15 protein-coding genes are annotated in these 18280 nt (G+C 61.4%); 5 read left to right on the top strand and 10 right to left on the bottom strand.

The genetic code is table 11. The annotated features are described in order from the left end of the window. Positions 1-10: 10 nt before the first annotated feature. The gene (locus tag J2X24_RS12980; RefSeq protein WP_245344678.1) at positions 11-655 is read right to left on the bottom strand and encodes a hypothetical protein; all 645 of its coding nucleotides are present in this window, start codon (positions 653-655) and stop codon (positions 11-13) included. Positions 656-926: 271 nt separating this feature from the next. After that, on the bottom strand, positions 927-2969 hold the full coding sequence (locus tag J2X24_RS12975; protein ID WP_209722185.1) for an NAD(+) synthase: 2043 nt from the start codon (positions 2967-2969) through the stop codon (positions 927-929). 220 nt (positions 2970-3189) lie between these two features. On the opposite strand from J2X24_RS12975, the gene J2X24_RS12970 reads away from it, so the two are divergent. The 3 genes from J2X24_RS12970 to J2X24_RS12960 are packed head-to-tail and all read left to right on the top strand — an operon-like array spanning position 3190 to position 5390. Continuing rightward, on the top strand, positions 3190-4392 hold the full coding sequence (locus tag J2X24_RS12970) for a threonine ammonia-lyase (protein ID WP_209722182.1): 1203 nt from the start codon (positions 3190-3192) through the stop codon (positions 4390-4392). A gap of 16 nt (positions 4393-4408) precedes the next feature. After that, positions 4409-4864 carry an FKBP-type peptidyl-prolyl cis-trans isomerase gene (locus J2X24_RS12965; protein WP_245344677.1) on the top strand — a complete coding sequence of 152 codons (456 nt, stop codon included), beginning with the start codon at positions 4409-4411 and terminating at the stop codon, positions 4862-4864. 1 nt (position 4865) lies between these two features. Then, entirely contained in the window at positions 4866-5390 is a 525-nt protein-coding gene (locus J2X24_RS12960; RefSeq protein WP_245344676.1) for an FKBP-type peptidyl-prolyl cis-trans isomerase, read from the top strand. Here the strand turns inward: J2X24_RS12960 and J2X24_RS12955 are convergent, their stop codons facing one another. From J2X24_RS12955 to J2X24_RS12925, 7 genes are all read right to left on the bottom strand, one after another. Further along, on the bottom strand, positions 5391-7562 hold the full coding sequence (locus J2X24_RS12955; RefSeq protein WP_209722177.1) for an FdhF/YdeP family oxidoreductase: 2172 nt from the start codon (positions 7560-7562) through the stop codon (positions 5391-5393). Positions 7563-7618: 56 nt separating this feature from the next. Then, positions 7619-9049 carry a serine hydrolase domain-containing protein gene (locus J2X24_RS12950; RefSeq protein ID WP_209722174.1) on the bottom strand — a complete coding sequence of 477 codons (1431 nt, stop codon included), beginning with the start codon at positions 9047-9049 and terminating at the stop codon, positions 7619-7621. Between the two features lie 70 nt (positions 9050-9119). Then, positions 9120-10733: a glucose-6-phosphate isomerase gene (gene pgi, locus J2X24_RS12945; RefSeq protein WP_209722171.1), complete on the bottom strand. Its 1614-nt coding sequence runs from the start codon at positions 10731-10733 to the stop codon at positions 9120-9122. Between the two features lie 34 nt (positions 10734-10767). Continuing rightward, positions 10768-11724, bottom strand: coding sequence for a glycosyltransferase family 2 protein (locus J2X24_RS12940; protein WP_209722168.1), 957 nt, complete (start codon positions 11722-11724; stop codon positions 10768-10770). A 152-nt stretch (positions 11725-11876) separates the two neighbouring features. Further along, entirely contained in the window at positions 11877-13136 is a 1260-nt protein-coding gene (queG, locus tag J2X24_RS12935; RefSeq protein WP_245344675.1) for a tRNA epoxyqueuosine(34) reductase QueG, read from the bottom strand. 21 nt (positions 13137-13157) lie between these two features. Next, complete coding sequence (fzlA, locus tag J2X24_RS12930; protein ID WP_209722165.1) at positions 13158-13859, bottom strand: FtsZ-binding protein FzlA; 702 nt, start codon at positions 13857-13859, stop codon at positions 13158-13160. Between the two features lie 17 nt (positions 13860-13876). After that, positions 13877-14836 carry a cation diffusion facilitator family transporter gene (locus J2X24_RS12925; protein ID WP_245344674.1) on the bottom strand — a complete coding sequence of 320 codons (960 nt, stop codon included), beginning with the start codon at positions 14834-14836 and terminating at the stop codon, positions 13877-13879. Between the two features lie 165 nt (positions 14837-15001). On the opposite strand from J2X24_RS12925, the gene J2X24_RS12920 reads away from it, so the two are divergent. Next, the gene (locus J2X24_RS12920; RefSeq protein WP_310003694.1) at positions 15002-16264 is read left to right on the top strand and encodes a citrate/2-methylcitrate synthase; all 1263 of its coding nucleotides are present in this window, start codon (positions 15002-15004) and stop codon (positions 16262-16264) included. A gap of 52 nt (positions 16265-16316) precedes the next feature. Continuing rightward, positions 16317-17114 carry an undecaprenyl-diphosphate phosphatase gene (locus J2X24_RS12915; RefSeq protein WP_209722162.1) on the top strand — a complete coding sequence of 266 codons (798 nt, stop codon included), beginning with the start codon at positions 16317-16319 and terminating at the stop codon, positions 17112-17114. 87 nt (positions 17115-17201) lie between these two features. Here the strand turns inward: J2X24_RS12915 and J2X24_RS12910 are convergent, their stop codons facing one another. Beyond that, a complete protein-coding gene (locus tag J2X24_RS12910; protein WP_209722158.1) occupies positions 17202-18158 on the bottom strand; it encodes a complex I NDUFA9 subunit family protein in 957 nt (318 codons plus the stop codon). Positions 18159-18280 lie beyond the last annotated feature (122 nt).

Here is an 18280-nt window from a genome sequence, read left to right as displayed (position 1 = left end):
CGCCGGGCGCTTAAATTTCCTTGATCATCATTTTGAAGGCGGCCTTGAACTTGGCGCCGATAGCGGCCGCAGCGGCCGAGTTGACGACGATTTCGACCTTTGGGGTCGCGGCCACGCCCATGACGCAGGCGCCGGACTTGACGCAGGCCATGTCGGAGCTGATGCTCAGGGTCTTCTTAGCCTTGGCAGCCGCGCCAGCCGCGGCGTAGTTGACGCCGCGCGTCATGTAGAAGGCGCCTACATCCCCGGCCGATCCTATGGCGCCGGCATCAACCGGCTTGCCGACGACGGTTGCGCCGCCGGCGGCCATGCCGGAACCGAGCGCGGCCATGATCTGGTCTTTCTCAGCAACAGAAGCAGGCTTTGAGGAATCATAGACAATGGCGAAGACCACCTTGCCCGTGGGGCCACCGTCCAGGAAGGTCAGGGTTCGCCCTGCTACCTGTATTTCCCGCGCGCCGTCGGCGAAGGCGGGTGTTGCGACCAAAGATGACAGGGATAAAAAAAGCGCTCCGGAAACGGCTATCAGGGCCCCGGAACGCGGATGACGTTTTGTCATGGTGTAAGCCTCACTCAACTGAACTGAGGCCATCAGTAAAACGAAAGGGTTAATCAGACATAAATTGTAAAAACGATTGCATGAAGGTGATTTCATCTTGCGGACCCCGTTTTCCCCGCCCCCTGGGCAATTAGGCCGCAGAGTCGGAAAATATCGTTGTTTTACCGGTAGTTCCGGGTATTACCGCCGGGGCTACCAAAGTCATACTCCCCGCAATACCGTCCTATACTGTACCAGTATGACGCTGATTGCGCGGTATGCCGCCGCCCCTTTTCACTGTGAAATCATGACATTATCAAATTAACAATCCATTAAAGGCGAGTGCTTAAAGATATTCACGTAAAAATACTCATAATATTCGATACTTTTACTCTCCGTCCGGTACACCTATACGCAGCTCCTCAAGCCACAGCTTTGCATTGGCATCCGAAGGCATCCGCCAGTCGCCACGCGGCGACAGCGCGCCGCCGGAAATCAGCTTTGGACCATTCGGCACGGCAGACCGTTTGAACTGCGATGTGGCAAAAAAGCGCCATACAAACACCTCCAGCCACTTCTTGACCTCGGTAAGGCTATAGGCCCGCCGCTTGGCCTCGGGGAAATCTGCCGGCCACTCGCCCGCCGCCGCGTTGCGCCATGCTTGCCAGGCCAGAAAAGCGACTTTGGAAGGCCGCAGGCCGTAGCGGGTGATATAGTAGAGCGAAAAATCCTGCAGTTCGTATGGCCCAACCTTGTCCTCAGTCTTTTGCAGCTTGCCGTCCTCGACCGGGATCAGCTCGGGCGAAATCTCGCGTTCGAGCACCGATTGAAGAATGCGGCCGGTTTTGGGATCGAACTCCTTGACCGCCGCCCAGCGGATCAGATGTTGGATCAGCGTCTTAGGCGCGCCGCAGTTGACATTATAATGGCTCATATGATCGCCGACGCCGTAGGTGCACCAACCCAGCGCCAGTTCGGACAGGTCGCCCGTGCCGACAACGAAGCCCTTCTTCTCGCCGGCCAGCCGGAACAGGAAGTCGGTGCGCAGCCCCGCCTGGACGTTCTCGAAATTGATGTCGTAGACCTTTTCGCCCTGCGCGAACGGGTGACCGATGTCCATCAGCATGCGTTTGGCCGCAGGCCGGATGTCGATCGTCTCTGCACTTATCCCCAGGGCCTTCATAAGTTTCAGCGCATCGTTCTTGGACCCCGTGGTCGTGCCGAAACCCGGCATGGTGTAGCCATGAATATTGGCGCGCGGGATACCCAGGCGGTCGAACGCCTTGCAGGCCACGATCACCGCATGGGTCGAATCCAACCCGCCCGAAATGCCAATCACCACATCCTTCGTGCCGGTGCTTTCCAGCCGCTGCATAAGGCCGTGGACCTGGATGTTGAAGGCCTCGTAACAGTCCTCATCCAGTCGGTCGGCTTCAACCGGCACGAACGGAAAGCGCGGCACCTTGCGATAAAAGTCGGTCAGGCCGTGCGGTTCGCAGGCAAACAGCAGCGGGCGCGGTACGACATCCTCGCCCTTGCGCGCATCGTTGAAGGTCCCGGTGCGCAGGCGTTCCGAGGCGATGCGTTCGACATCAACATCGGCCAGGGTCACCGTACCGGAATGAAAGCGCTCGCCTTCGGCCAGCAGGTCGCCCATCTCATAGATTAGCGATTGACCATCCCAGGCCAGGTCCGTCGTCGACTCGCCCGGCCCTGCCGCCGTAAACGCATAGGCGCACATCAGGCGCTCGGAGATCGACGCGCATATACGTTTGCGCGTCCGGGACTTGCCGACCGTCACGGGCGAGGCCGACAGGTTGACCACGATATGTGCCCCCGACAGCGCCAATCGGGTCGACGGCGTCACCGGCGCCCACATGTCTTCGCAGATCTCGACGCCGAACCGGAAGGCCTCAAAGCCCGCCGCCTGGAACACCAGATCAACCCCGACCGCCGTCGCCTGCTGATTAAGCGTGACGAAATTGGTCTTGAGGTCGAATGCCGTCGCAAACCAGCGCTTCTCATAAAATTCGCGGTAGTTGGGCAGGAAGGATTTCGGCACCACGCCCAAGGCTCGGCCGCGATGGATGACGATGGCACAATTATAGATGGCTTCGAGAATGCGCAGCGGCACCCCAACCACCATGACCGTCCGGATATGCGTCGATTCCCGGATCAACTCATCGAGCGCTTTTTTCGCCGCATCGATCACCAGTTCCTGCATGAACAGGTCGTCGAGCGTATAGCCTGTCAGGCTAAGCTCCGGGAACACCACCAAGTCCGCGCCGGCCGCTTCGGAGCGCCGCGCCAGATCGAGATGTTCCGCCAGATTGGCCATCGGATCGGCGATATGCACCCTTGGCGTCACACAGGCGACTCGCACAAAGCCATGCGAAGCAGGAGAAGCGAAAATTTTTCCGGAATTGGGCATAAAGACAGCTCTCAAAACGTAATATCGATATTTCTAATGGAAAACCGTCAAGCGATCGCGTAAAAAATCGAAAAAGGATCGATAAATTCGGTCAATACGAAAAAGTTAGCGACAAGATCGAAAAATAAGTTTCAATAGAAATTATATGCAGGAGGCACAGTCTCCTGCACCTCATAACTTATTCTTTTTTAGACCCCTCACCTCTGTTAAGGAGGCCCTCATGAGCGTTACCCTTGCCGATATCCAGGCGGCCGCCGGCCGCATCGACGGCCACGTCGTCCGCACCCCCTGCACCTTCTCGCAGCGGCTGACTGACGCAACAGGCGTCCAGCTCTGGCTCAAGGGGGAAAACCAGCAGTACACCTCGACCTTCAAGGAACGCGGCGCGCTCAATAAACTGTTGCAACTCAGCGAGGCCGAACGCGCGCGTGGCGTCTACACGGCCTCAGCCGGCAATCACGCGCAGGGCCTGGCCTATCATGCCCAGCGCCTCGGCATCCCCGCCACCATCGTCATGCCCAAGGGCACGCCCTTCGTCAAAATGCAGAAGACGCAAGGCTTTGGCGCACGTATCGTCATCGAGGGCCAGACCTATGACGAGGCCTCCGCCCACGCCACGGCCCTGTGCGAAAAGGCCGGTGGCGTCTACGTCCACGCCTTCGACGACCGCGACGTCCTCATCGGACAGGGGACGATCGGCATCGAAATGCTGGAGCAGGCGCCCGAACTCGACACTCTGGTCGTGCCGATCGGCGGCGGCGGGCTAATCGCCGGCATCGCCATCGCCGCCAAGACCATCAAACCCTCGATCGAGATCATTGGCGTCGAAGCTGCCATGTTCCCGTCCTTCCACGCCCGCCGCAATGGCCTTGAGCTGGCTTCCGGCGGATCGACCATCGCCGAGGGCATCGCGGTCAAGGGCGTGGGCGACATCCCCTTCGCAATCGCCAATGCCTTGGTCGATGACGTCCTGATCATCGACGAAGCCGATTTCGAACGCGCCGTCGCCGCCTTCGTCAATATCGAAAAGACAGTCACCGAAGGCGCGGGTGCCGCCGGCCTGGCCGCCATCATGCGCTTCCCCGAACGCTTCCATGGCCGTAAGGCCGGTCTTGTCCTGTGCGGCGGCAATATCGACCTGCGCCTGCTGGCCAGCGTGTTGCAACGTGAGTTGGTACGTGAAAAACGGCTTGTCACCTATCGCATCCTGGGCGACGATCGCCCCGGCATGCTGTCGCTGATGGCCGCGGCCATCGCCAGCAAGGGGGGCAATATTGTCGATGTCGCGCACAACCGCCTGGTTCTCGACGTGCCCGCCAAGGGCGCCGAGTTCGACATCATGGTCGAAACCCAAGGCCCCGCCCACGCCTTTGAAATTGCAGAAGCCCTCAGGAGCACAGGTTATGCGGTCCGCATGGATTAAAGTGATAGGTCTTTCATTGGCGTTGGCCGCACCCGCCGCCATGGCGCAGACGTCAGGGAATTTGGCCGCCGAAGACAATCTGAAGATCGGCCAGGACTTCCTGGCTAAGGTCGAAAAGCAGCCGGGCATCGTCAAGCTGCCGTCGGGCGTCATGTACCGCGTCATCTCGCGCTCCAAGACCCCGGGCGCGCAACCGACCGTCCAGGACGTCGTGACCCTCCACTACGAAGGCAAGCTGATCAATGGCAGCGTCTTCGACTCGTCCTATGCCCGCAATGAACCGGCAACCTTCCCGCTCGGCCGCCTGGTGCCGGCATGGCAGCAGGCCATACCGCAGATGCATGTTGGCGACGAGATCATCCTCTATACGCCCCCGTCCGAAGCCTATGGCGAACGCGACCTGAGCCCGGACATCCCGCCCAACTCGACGCTGATCTTCCGCGTCCGTCTTTTCAGCATCGGTCAACAGTAACATGGCTTTCAAACGCTTCTTCCTACCCGCCGTCGCGCTGATGCTGGCCCTCACCGGCTGCGGCGAATCGATGGATAAGATCGAACAGGAAATGGCCGCACGCGAGGCGTCGCAAGCCTCCATGGCCGCCGCCAACCTGGTCGAAGGCGAAAAATTCCTGGCCGAACGCGCCAAGGAGCCGGGCATGATCGTCCTGCCTTCAGGTGTAATGTACAAGGTCGTGTCGCGCGCTGCCGCTCCGGGCCCGCAGCCTCTGGTCAGCGACACCGTTACGATCAATTACGAAGGCAAGCTTCTGAACGGCACAGTTTTCGACTCGTCCTATGCCCGTAATGCGCCGGCCACCTTCCCGCTCGGCCGCCTGGTCCCGGCGTGGCAGGAGGTTATTCCTCTGCTCAAGACCGGCGACGAGATCATCATGTATACCCCGCCCAGCCAGGCCTATGGCGAGCGCGACGCCGGCGACATCCCGCCGAACTCGACTCTGATCTTCCGTATTCAGCTGCTGGGTGTCCAGGGTAAATAGTCAGCGGATCCGCACCGGCGTTGCCTTGAACGCCGGTGTCTTGCTGCGTGGATCGACTTGGGTGCCGGTCAGCACATTGGCTTCCGGGAAGTAGGCCAGGATACCGCCGCGCGCCACGTCGAAGGCGTGCACCTTCACGTTTTCCATCACGCCATGATCGGATTCGACGGTCGCCACATCGCCATCGCTTAAGCCGCGCGCCAGCATGTCTTCGGCATTCATCATGATGCTCCACCGCCCGATCTTGCCGCGATAGCTGTCGGTGCGCTCATAGATGATAGTGTTGAACTGGCCTTCCGAGCGGATCGTGCTGAGCAGCAGTTCCGCCTCTGAGCGCGGCGGCAATGGCCGCACGACAAAGTGCGCCTTGCCGGATGGCGTGTGAAAGTCCGGCGTATGCAGCAAGCGGCCACGCACATGGAATTCCTGGCGCGCCACATCGATATCGGCCAGCTCTTCCATACCTGGAACGATGCGCGCAATGGCTTCGCGAATGGTGCGGTGCTGTTTGAAAGCCTGAAAGTCGATCGGCGTATCCAGCAGCCGCGCCGCCAGGTCGCACAGGATATCGCTTTCCGGCCGCACGGTCCTTAAGCGCCGGATGCCGCCATCGGACAGGCGGACAAAGTTGAACATCGATTCCTGCGTCGTCGGTTGCCATTCCTCGTCGCGCGCCGTCACCGGCAGGATCAGCACCTCGCCGTCGCCCAGCCCATTGACATGGCCGCGATTGAGCGTCGTCGTCAAATAGAGCTTGAAGCCGATGCGCTCAAAAGCCTCACCCGCAAACCGGCTGTCGGGATTGGCTTCATAGAGATTGCCGCCCATCATCATCGCCGCGTCGATGCGCCCATCATGCGCCGCCTTCATGCACGACATGGTGTCCATGCCGCCGCCTTTTGGAAGCGTGACGCCGAACGCCTCTTCCATGCGTTTCAGCACCTCGGCGGCCAGCACCGGCTTAACGCCGATCGTACCGATGCCCTGAACATTGGAATGTCCGCGTAAGGGCAAAAGCCCGGCACCCGGCCGGCCGATCTGACCGCGCAGCAGGGCCAGATTAGCGATATATTCGACATTGTCGCTGCCGTTCAGGTGATGGGTAATGCCCATGCCCCAGGCGACGACGGCCTCCTTGGCTTTCGAATAGAGCGCTGCCACGCGGACGATGTCGGCCTGCGCCAGCCCTGTCCGGGCTTCGATTTCCGGCCATGATGTTGCGGCGATATCATCGCGGAATGCCTCAAACTCCAAAGTATGACCGGCGATAAAACCGTCATCCTGCGCGCCGATTTCCAGCACGGCCTTGGCCAGCCCCTTCAGCAGCGCCAGATCTGAGCCGATGCGCGGCTGCAGATAGTCCGAGGCAATGAAATCGCCGCCTTTCAGCATCGACTTGGGACTTTTCGGGATGGCAAAACGCACCAGTCCCGGCTCCTTGGCGGGATTGAGGATGACGACCTCGCCGCCCCGGTCGCGCACGCCTTTCAGCTTATGGATAAAGCGCGGGTGGTTGGACGACGGATTGGCGCCAATGACCATGACGAAATCGCAGCGGTCAAGGTCTTCCAGTTCGACCGTCGACGTCCCCGTGCCGATGGTCGTGCCTAAACCCACCCCCGTCGCCTGATGGCAGTAGTAGGAGCAGTTATTGACATTGTTGGTGCCATAGGCGCGTGCCAGCAATTGCAACACGAACCCAGCCTCGTTCGACGACCGGCCGGACGAATAGAAGAAGCTGCGATCCGGCGAAGTTGCCTTGAACCGCGCCGCCGCCAGATCGAGCGCCGCGTCCCAATCTATGGCTTCGAAGCGATCGGCGCCCGCGGGCTTATAGATCGGAAAGGCCAGCCGCCCGAGATGCTCCAGTTCATGACCATCCAGCTCATGAAGGTCCGTCAAGGGATGCGTCAGGACTTCGAGCGGAACGCCTGGCTGGATGTCGGTCGATTGCGCCTGGATCGACTTGTTGCATACCGACGGGAAGTCACCGGATTCGTTGGTCATCCCGCCCTTCTGACCGCCCATGCCAAGCCCGCACGCCTTGCAGGTATTCTTCGCCGTCAGCGCCTTGGCGGTGTTGTCTAGCCCGATACGCGTCGCGGTTTGCAGCGCATAAAGCACCTTCTTGGCGCCACCGCCGACCGTGGGTTTGTGGGATTGTCCTGACACGTCACTCGCCTGTTCTTATCCACATTAGAAAGCGAATGACGCGTTGGGTCAATGCGTTATCCGCTGGCCAGCCCCGCCGCAGCCGCGCCCGCGGCCACCTTGCTGACGGCTGCCTGGGTCTGTGGCGCGGCGTCATTGGCCGCCGCAGCCGCGGCAATGCCTGTCTTCGGATTGAACAGGGCCTCGGCATACCACAAGGTATTGGAGCCATTATGCCACAGCGTGCCGTCGCTCTTCACCATCCAGCCCAGCGCATAGTCGCCACCGAACGGCGGTGTATGCAGCTTGGCCCAGCTGTCGGGCTTCAAATAGACTTCCGGCTGATCGCGATGGGCCGCCAGATAGGCCAACATGTCGCCCACCGACATATGCACGCGGCCCGCGGGCCCCAGCGCCGTCGGATTGTCATTCCACGCTCCCGGCCCGACCTTGGCCGGCACGCGACGCTCGCCTTGTACGCTGTGGCCAAGCGGCTGATCGATCTTGCCGAGAGTTCCGGGCGCCCCGAAACCGGCCGTGTTCAACCCTAGCGGGCCGAACAGCTTGGCCTGGATCAGGGATTCCCACGGCTTACCCGTCACCGCCTCCAGCATGGCGCCGGCAACGATGAAGCCGTTATTGCTGTAGATCATCTGCTCGGCCAGTCCTGCCGCCGGCTTTTGATCGAGCGCTGCCAGGGCATAACGCAGGCGTTCGGCGCGCGCATCGGGCAGGGCGTCGCGCGTATAGAACAGCATGGCCGCCGGGTTGAGGTTGGGCTGAAGGCCGCCGCGATGGCTCAGCAGGTGCAGCAGGGTAACAGCCTTATATTCACTGCGAATCTTACCTTTTGATCCAAGCATCTCACCCACGGTCGCGGTCCACTTGATCTCGCCCGCTTCGACCAGGCGCGCCGCCACGGTCGCCGTCATCGACTTGGTGATCGAGCCCCAGTGCCAGCGGTCATCAACAGTCACCGGCGTAGCGGCCTCGGCTGACCGCATGCCGTCGCACAGGATGACGCTGGCGCCGCCGCGCTTCTGCCAGCCGGCGATCATTCCGGGGGCGCGCGCATTGCGGCGGGCGTCATTCAGGACGGCCTGGGTCAGGGGCTCGGCCGGCGGGACATCGTCTATGGCCTCGCCGCGCTTCATGGTGATAGGTATGGCGCCGCCTTGCGTAAACACGCCTTCGATCGTATCGCGGCCTTTCAGCCTGCCTTCGAACCTACCGCCGATCGACTTGAACTCCAGCACGATCGATGTACCGCTGATCTCAACCTTGCTCGCCGGAATTTCGGCATTGCCCTGGTCGAGGCTGATGACCTTTGCTGTCCTGGCGTCAGTAATGATCAGACGCAGCCGCAGTGATACCGCTCCGGCATTCAGCCGTCCCGACCAGGTGCCTATGACGTCTGGTGACGGCGGCTCAGCGGCCCGCACTGAAAATCCGAACAGGCTGGCAGCCAGGATCAGGCCTCCGGCGGTCGTGCGGCGCGTCATGGCCATGGCGTCTCTCCCTCTCGGTGCAACAGTAGCGAGAGATCGGGACGCCTTACAAGTGAACTTTAGATAATGTTCAGCCCTTCACGCGCTTGATCAGAGCGGCGGTCGACGGATCGTGCTCGGCTGGCTCGGCAGCGGCGAAATCCTTGAGGACGGCATTGGCCAGGGTCTTGCCCAGTTCCACACCCCATTGGTCGAAGCTGTTCAGGCCCATGACGATGCCCTCGGCAAAGGTCTTGTGCTCATAAAGGGCCAGAAGCGCACCGAGCGTTTCCGGCGTCAGGGCGTCGAGCAGGACCAGGGTGGATGGCTTGTTGCCCGGGCAGACCTTCTGCGGCGCGATCTGGGCGGTCTTGGCGTCGTCGAAGCCCAGGGAACGGCACTCAGCTTCCGAGGTCTCCATCGACTTGCCGACCATGAAAGCTTCGCCCTGGGCGATGACGTTCGACAACAGCTTCTTCTGCATGTCGTCCGACGCTTCGGGGTTCGACTGGACGGCGATGAATTCCAGCGGCACGACGTCCTCGGACTGGTGCAGCATCTGGAAGAAGGCGTGCTGGGCATTGGTGCCTTCGTCGCCGAAGACGACCGGGCAGGTCTTCATGTCCAGCAGGTCGCCGTGCGGCGAGGTGCGCTTGCCGTTCGATTCCATTTCCAGCTGCTGCAGGAAGGCGGCCAGGCGGCGCAGGCGGTGGACGTAAGGGATGACAGCGCGGCTGGGGCGATCGAGGCCGATACGGTTATAGACCTGGGCGGCAGCCAGCAGGACAGGCGCGTTCTTTTCGAACGGAGCGGTCAGGAAGTGCTGGTCCATCTGACGGGCGCCCGTCAGCAGGCGCTCATAGATGTCGTAGCCGAGCGCGATGATGACCGACAGCGATACGGCCGACCACAGCGAATAGCGGCCGCCAACCCAGTCCTTGAAACCGAAGACGCGGTCGGGCGCGATGCCATAGGCACCGGTCTTGTCCGGTGCGGCCGAGACGGCGGCGAGATGTTTTTTCGCGCCGTCTTCGCCGAGGCCCTTCACTAGCCAGTCGCGGGCGGCAAGGAAGTTGGCAAGCGTTTCCTGGGTCGTGAAGGTCTTCGACACGGCGATGACAAGCGTCTCTTCCGGATCGAGGCCGGCGAGTGCCAGCGCCAGTTCCGAGCCGTCGACATTGGCGACGAAGCGGATGTCGATCTGCGGGTTCAGCGCCGTCAGCCCCTGGAAAACCAGGCGCGGGCCGAGGTCGGAGCCGCCGATGCCGATATGGATGATGGTCTTGAAGGCCTTGCCGGTCGCACCAGTGATCGCGCCCGAACGGATAGCGCCGGCATAGTCGCGCATGGCGTCGCGCGCCGACTTGACGTCGTGGGCGATCTCGTCGCCGCGCAGGCGCTTGTTTTCAGCGTCGTTGTCGCGCAGGGCGACGTGCAGGACGGCGCGGTCCTCTGAAACGTTGATCGCCTTGCCGGTCCACATCTTTTCGCGCGCTTCGACCAGGCCAGACTTTTCGAACAGTTCAATGGCGCGGTCGAAACCGGACTTCGACCAGCTCTGCTTGGAGACGTCGATATAGAGGCCGCAGATGTCGAGGCTCATGCGCGACAGGCGATCCGGATCGGTGCGGAACTGATCGACGATCCGGGCGTTGGTATCGACAAAGGCCTGGGTCTTGAGGGCGTCGAGGGCAGTGCTGGACATGGCAGCTCCTAATAATTTTCAAAACGCCCGATCACTAGCCACGCCGGGCAATCGTCAGGGGGTTCCATGTCAAAACTTTCGCCAGCCGTAAAGCGCCGATTCGACGTTCCGCCTGAATTTTTTTGCGGTCGCGAAGAATTGGTCCCATGCCGGCAAAAGCATCACTTATGGCCTTCCACACCAGGCCACCCTTGCCTTTCAACGTGTCCTTGGCCGCGCCCAGGCATGTGACCACGGCATGAACCGGCAGGGTCAGGATAAGCAGGCTAAGGGGCATGTTCTTGGCGTAAAGCCAGATGCGGTTGCGATAGCCGTGATAGAGTGCAAAGTCCGAGCGCACGCCTAGCGCCGCCGATCCGATATGGCGGATGCGGGCTTCGGGGACCAACTGGCAGCTGTGGCCGAGCAGCCGGGCGCGGAAGCCGAGGTCCGCGTCTTCGCAATAACAGAAAAAGCATTCATCGAAGCCACCCAGCTGTCGATAGAGGTCAGCGCGGATGACGAAGGCTGCGCCACACGGGGAAAAGGTTTCGCATGCTTGGACCTGCTGCGGCAAGTGCTGGCCAAAGCCCGAGCGATACGGAAAGCCGAAAAAGGTCAGGCTGTCGCCAAGGCCGTCGAGGCGTGAGGGATCATTGTCCTCGATCTGCAAGGCCGTGAACATGGCCGTGTCGGGATGGTTTCGGATGGCAACGCGCATGGCGTCGAGCCAGCCGGGCTCGGCAAAGGCATCGGGATTGATAAAGCCCAGCCAGTCGCCGGTGGCCATGGCGGCTGCGCGGTTATTGCCTTCGGCGAAACCGAGATTGCCGCCGTTATCGATGATTTTGATGGTGGGATATTTCGCCCGCAGCGCGTCGAGGTCCATATCATTCGAGCCGTTGTCGGCGAGAATGACCTCATCGGCGCCCAACGCCGTCGTGGCGTCGAGGCAACGTTCGATATAGGCACCGCTGTTGTAGCTCAGGATGATCAGGCTAAAGGTGGGCATGCGTTGCCTCGCCCGTAATGCCCCTCACCCTAACCCTCTCCCCGCAAGCGGGGAGAGGGGACTTAAGGCTAAGCATTGGTCGCTTCATAGCCCCCTCTCCCTGCTTGCGGGGAGAGGGTTGGGTGCCTGCCGGCGAGGCTGAGGGGCTTCTTTCAGCGTGCATAATCGCCTGCCCATTCCGCTCGAACGGCTTCATCACCCTCACTCACAACGTACCGGTCCCGCAGCTCGGCAAACGCGTCTTCCGACAACACCTGCTTCAACCCCCACACCGCAGACCCGCGCACCACAGCACTGTCATCGGCCAGAATCTGCAGTAGCGCCGCTTCGATTTCCGGGTCTTGCGAAGCCTTACCAGCATTACCGAGCGCGTAATTCACGTTGCGCAGGAAGGATTCCCGCCCGATCCGCTTGATCGCCGACTTGCTGAACAGCGCTCGGAACTCTGCGTCACTCAGCTTCGTCAACTCCGTCAGTTTCAGCCCGGTAAAACCCTCGCGCGCCTGCAACTTCATATCCTGCGACGCTTGCGCGAACTTGTTCCACGGACACGCCGCCAGGCAATCATCGCAACCATAGATGCGGTTGCCCATCTGATGCCGGAACCGTTCAGGCCACGGACCGCGCAGTTCGATCGTCAGGTACGACAAACATTTGCGCGCATCCAGCTGGTACGGCCCGACAAAGGCATCGGTCGGGCAAGCAGTGAGACACGCCGAGCACGAGCCGCAATGATCGCGCTCGGCACCATCGTCGCCCAAGACCCGGTCGAACAGGATAACCCCTAAAAAAAACCATGAGCCCAGCTCACGCGATACCAGATTGGTATGCTTGCCCTGCCAGCCCAGCCCTGCCAACTGCGCCAGCGGCTTTTCCATCAACGGCGCCGTATCGACAAACACCTTCAACTCGCAGCCGGTCTGGCCCACGATCCATGTCGCCAGGGTTTTCAGCTTCTTCTTGATCAGTTCGTGATAGTCGTCACCGCGCGCATAGACGCTCAGGTTCGCGGCCTCGGGCCGGGCCAGCCCTTCGCGCGGATCGCTGTCGGGCCCGTAATTATAGGCCAGGACCAGCGCGCCCTTGGCGTCGCTCCACATATTGCGCGGATGGCGGCGGCGCTCGTGCGTCTCCTCCATCCACTGCATATCGCCGTGGAAGCCCGCGTCGATAAAGGCGGTCAGCCGATCTGCCGCGCCCCACACATCCGGAAGCGCGGCAAAGCGCGCGGCTGAAAAGCCGAGCGCCAAGGCTTCCTCACGGATGGCATTGGCAAGCTTTTTCTCCGCCACCGCGTTAGCGAAGGAGGGGGAACACGAAGTGATGGAGGGGGCTTGACCGGCGGCGGCCCCGCCCACCGCCTGACGGCGGTCCCCCCTCCCCATGAATGGGGAGGGCGAGTCGCTACTCATTCCCTTGTTCCCAGCATCGAACTAAAAATCCAGCTCCCGGTAATGCGCCGACGCCGGCACACCCGGCATCTTGTCGTTCAGCAGCGGCCGGAAGCAGGGCCGCGACTTGATGACCATGTACCACGTCTTGAGCGCCGGGTAACGCGACCAGTTGATCTCATCGAGATAGTCGAGCACGCTTAGCTGGCCCGCCGCGGCGAAGTCGGCATAGGACAGCGAATGGCCCGCCAGCCAGTTGCGCACCTGGAGCAGGCTTTCGAAATAGCGCAGATGGTCCTTCAGCGCCTCGCGACCGGCGCGCATTGAAGCGATATCCGGCGCCCCACGCCCCATCAGCCGCTTCTCCATCTTTTCGTGCAGCAGCAGGGCGTTGACTTCGTAATCGAACTTGCGGTCAAACCAGCCGGTTAGCCGGCGGGCCTCGGCGCGTTCGTTGACGTTGGACGGCCACAGCGCCGGCTCCTTGTAGCACTCTTCAAGATGCTCAAGAATCGCGCGGTCTTCGCACACCTTATGCGTCTGGCCGATCGAACCCGGCTCGGGCGTTTCGACCAGGATCGGCAGCAGGCCCGACGGGTTCAGGCGCAGGATCGTGTCGTCCGGCTCCCAGTAGCGGACATTGCTTTCCTCGAACGCCAGCTTCTTTTCGCCAAGCGCCAGTCGAACGGCGCGGGAATGGGGATCGAAGGCGAAATGGTAGAGCTGGCGCGAATAGGCGGTCATCCAAGGTCCCTTTGGCGTTATCCCTGCGCCTGTTCCGAAGGCGGACTATCCTGAAACACGCTCGCATGCGGTTCGGCAAGTCCCCTTGGATCAGGATGGATGATTATATCGGCATTCGGGTAGACCTCAATGAGCCTGTTTTCCGCCGCGATGATGATCCTGTGAGCAGCATCGAGCGTCAGTTGCGGGTCAAGTTCGACATGCATCTGGATCAGGACGTAGGGACCTGCCTGGCGCGTGCGCAAGTCATGGACGCCGAGGATCTGTGCATCTTCAAGCGTCAGTTTACGTATGGCCTCGACATCCTTGTCCTCCAGCGCCCGGTCCATCAGGTGACCCGAGGCTTCGCGCAGGACGCCGACAGCGCCCCAGACAAACCACGCCGCCATCAGCACACCAGCAATGGCGTCGAACATGGAAAGGCCCAGCGCCGCCAGGCCGACACCGATAATGGCGACGATATTGGTAACGAAGTCGGTCAGATAGTGCATTCGGTCGCCATGCACCGCTACGGAGTTTTCGGCACGTAATGCCCGGTTCTGAAACCACACCAGTACGGCCGTCAAAACGATCGACAAAATGAGCACGGCCAGAGACAGGCCCGATGCCTTGGCCGGCCGCGGGTCGGCGAAATCGCGGATACATTCCTGCAGAATGATGGCGGCCGACGCAAAGACCAGAGCCGCCTGGAACAGGGCACTGAAGGCTTCGGCCTTACCGTGACCGAAGGGGTGCTCCTTGTCCGGCGGCGTGCGGGCGTAGCGGACGGCGAACAGGGTGGCGACCGACGCCAGAAGGTCCAGCGCGGAATCCGTCAGCGACGCCAGCACCGACGGAGAGCCCGACAGATAAAGTACGACCGTTTTCGATACCGTCAGCACGCAGGCCACGACCACAGACAGGATCGACGCCAGCACTACCGGCGAAATCGTCCCTGATTGTTGGCCCCGTGATGCGTTCATGTCCTTGTGTAACATGGCTTTTCCGGCAGGCAAGCCACGTTCGGTTTGCGCTGCAAAATGGCACTGGGCCGAACCTGTTAATAAAAGGTAAATAGCACGTGTCAAACACGGCCAAATCGGCATAGGGTGCAGCGCAGAATCAATCTTGACAATAAACCGCCTTATTCGCGGAGTCTTGTCGTGGTGAACATCGAAGGTGTGCCCATGTCTCGTATCTGGATCAGCCGCACGGAGGCGCTGCAGCGCCTGGAAGTGAAGCCGCAGACGCTCTACGCCTATGTGAGCCGTCAGCGCATTGCCGCCAAGAGCGACCCCAGCCATCCGCGCAAGAGCCTCTACGCGCTGGATGATGTCGAGCGGCTGTCGCGCCGTGCGCCCGGCCGCATGCCAGGGCAGCGTACGGGCCAGCCCATGTTGCCTGCCGTCCCGTCTTTGAGCGGCGGCACGATCACACGCGGCGAAGCGGCCATTGACAGCGAGATCTCGCTGACTCTCAACGGCCGTCATTATTATCGCGGCCGCGACTGCGTTGCCCTGGCCGATAGCGAAAACTTCGAGGCCGTCGCGGCCTTACTGTGGCAGAGCGCCAGCCAGAACCCGTTCGGCCCGCTGAAGCCGCGCCCGGACGTCAACTTCCCGGGCGGCCCGCGCCTGCGCGTCTTTTCCGTGCTCAGCCGCCGCATCGAGGAAGACGCCCAGCCGGACATCAATCCGGACCGCGACCTCAACCTCGAAGCCGCCAGCCTTATCAACGAGATGGTCGATTCGGTCACCAATGGCGGGCCGCGCCTGTTCTTCCACCAGCGCCTGGCGCGGGTGTGGAAGGTCTATGAAAACCGCGACATCGACCTGCTGCGTCGCGCCCTGGTCCTGTCGGCCGATGTCGGCCTCGACGAATCGACCCTGGCCGTGCGCAGTGCCGCCGCTTCGATGGGGCCTTTGGCTGTGCCATTGATGGCCGGTTTCGCCACCGTCATGGGTCCGCGCCTCGGCGCCCGCATCTCGCGCGCCGAGCTTTACGTCACCCAGGTCCGCCGCTCCGGCAACCCGCAACTGGTCGCCCGCACCCTACTCAACCAAGGCCTGGAGCTGCCGGGCTTCGAGAAAGACCCGGCGCCGTCCGAATACCTGCGCGCGCGCAACCTGATCGATGCTGCACCGCACATCGGCGAGGACCTGAAGACCATCCTGAAGGTTGGCGAGGACATGACGGGTCAGCCGGTCGGCATGTCGCTGGCGCTGGCCTTGATCGGCCGCCACCTCGACCTGCCGCGCGAAGCGCCCGTGACCCTTTATGGCATTGGCCGCAGTGCCGGCTGGCTGGCCCACGCCATCGAACAGGTCCACACCGGCGCCGCGCCCAAGGCCCGCCTGCGCTATATCGGCGTGACCCCTGCCCTGCCCGATCCGGCCTTCGACGAAAATATTGCGGTTGCTAATTAACATCGCGCCGGTTCTGCGCTAAGACCCTGAATACATATTTGAAGGGGTCGGCATGGACTATCTGATCGCGGCGTTTCTGGGCTTTGTCGAAGGCATGACCGAGTTCCTGCCGGTGTCTTCGACAGGCCACCTGCTTCTGCTCACCCACTTCCTCAAGTTCGGCACGACGGGCAAGACCTTCGAAGTCCTGATCCAGTTGGGCGCTGTCCTGGCCCTGCTCAGCCTCTATTTCAATCGCCTCTGGAACGTCGTTGTCACCCTGCCGACCGAGCCGAAATCGCGCGGCTTCGTCATTTCCGTTCTGGTCGCCTTTCTGCCGGCCATGGTGCTGGGCGTATTGCTGCACGACTTCATCAAGGGCGTGCTGTTTGAAACGCCACAGGTCATCTGCATCAGCCTGATTGTCGGCGGTATACTTTTGTGGGCAGTCGACAAGTACGCGCCGACGCCGACCAAGGACGATGCGATGCGGCTCGATTGGAAGACGGCGCTGACCATTGGCCTGTTCCAGTGCCTTGCCATGATCCCGGGCATGTCGCGTTCGGGTTCGACGCTTATCGGCGCCATGCTGTGCAAGGTCGACAAGAAGGCGGCGGCGGAGTTTTCGTTCTTCCTGGCCATGCCGACCATGGCCGGCGCTTTTGCCTACGATGTCTTCAAGACCTACAAGCAGATGGACTTCACCGATATCGGCCTGGTGGCGGTCGGCTTTATCGCGGCTTTTGTCACGGCTTTGCTGGTCGTCAAGGCTCTGCTCGACTTTGTTTCAAAGCATGGCTACGGCATTTTTGCAGTGTGGCGCGTCGCGGTCGGCGTGATCGGACTGGTGCTGTTGCAGCTCGGGTTTTAAACTTATGGGGTGTGGGGTCGTGACCCCACAAAACCTTACTGATACCAAAGAAAAAACCCAGCCTTTAGGCCGGGCTTTTTCTTTGGTTTAAGCCGGAACGGCGAACTGGCCATTCTTGCGGAAGCGCCACAGATAGGTCGGCACGATCGATTCCACCGCCGTCGGCGCGATGTCGAGGTCGCGCAGGCCCTTGGCGCCCTTGGACACCGTATTGTCGGTCTGCAGCATTAGCACCTGGTCCGAGGTCAGGAACGGCGTCAGTGGCGTGATCGCGCCAAGAATATCGCCACCGACACCGATCAGGCTGGCGGCAAAACCGGGCAGATAGACGAGCGGGCGCGGGTTCATCACCTCATTGCCGACATAACGCAGCAGGTCCTTGAAAGCAAAGACTTCGGGACCGCCCAGCTCATAGGTTTGACCGTAGGCCTTTTCGTTGCCGAGCGTCCGCGCCACGGCAGCCGCGACATCGGCGACATAGACCGGCTGGAACTTCGTGTTGGCGCCATCGATTGCCGGCAGGACCGGGAACATCTTCACCTGATACGCCAGCAGGGTGAAGAAGCTATCGCCATTGCCGAAGATCACCGACGGACGCAAGATCACCGCGTCCGGCACGTGACGGCGCACGATCTCTTCACCGCGCCCCTTGCTGGCATAATAGCTTGATGACGAATCGGGCTTGGCGCCCAGCGCCGAGATCTGCACCAGGTTGCGAATGCCGCGTGCCACACAGGCCGCGGCGATATTGCTGGCGGCATGACGGTGAATGGCGTCGAAGCTCTGGCCGCCCTTCTGGTACATGACGCCGACCAGGTTGACGCAGGCGTCGGCGCCTTCCAGCGCCCTGGCGATGTCCGATTCCTTGCGGATGTCGCAACGCGTGACCTGGATCTGGCCGACATCGCCGGCCGGCTTGAGATCATAGGCTTCGACGGCGCGGCGCACGGCCACACGAATACGCCAGCCCTGTTTCGCGAGTGCCCGCACGACCTGTTTGCCGACAAAGCCCGAACCGCCGAAAACCGTGACCAACTGTACCATGACCGCTTTCCTGAAAAATCCTGCGTCACACGCCTTGAAACGCGTTACGCCTCGATAACCCAAGGTGTCTGGCTTCGCAACAGGATGTGTCGAAAACCCGCTGTCGATTGTCTTGTTACCGG

Source organism: Asticcacaulis solisilvae, from assembly GCF_017875235.1.
GTDB classification, from domain to species: Bacteria; Pseudomonadota; Alphaproteobacteria; order Caulobacterales; family Caulobacteraceae; genus Asticcacaulis; species Asticcacaulis solisilvae_A.
This window is presented reverse-complemented; position numbering and strand designations above follow the sequence as displayed.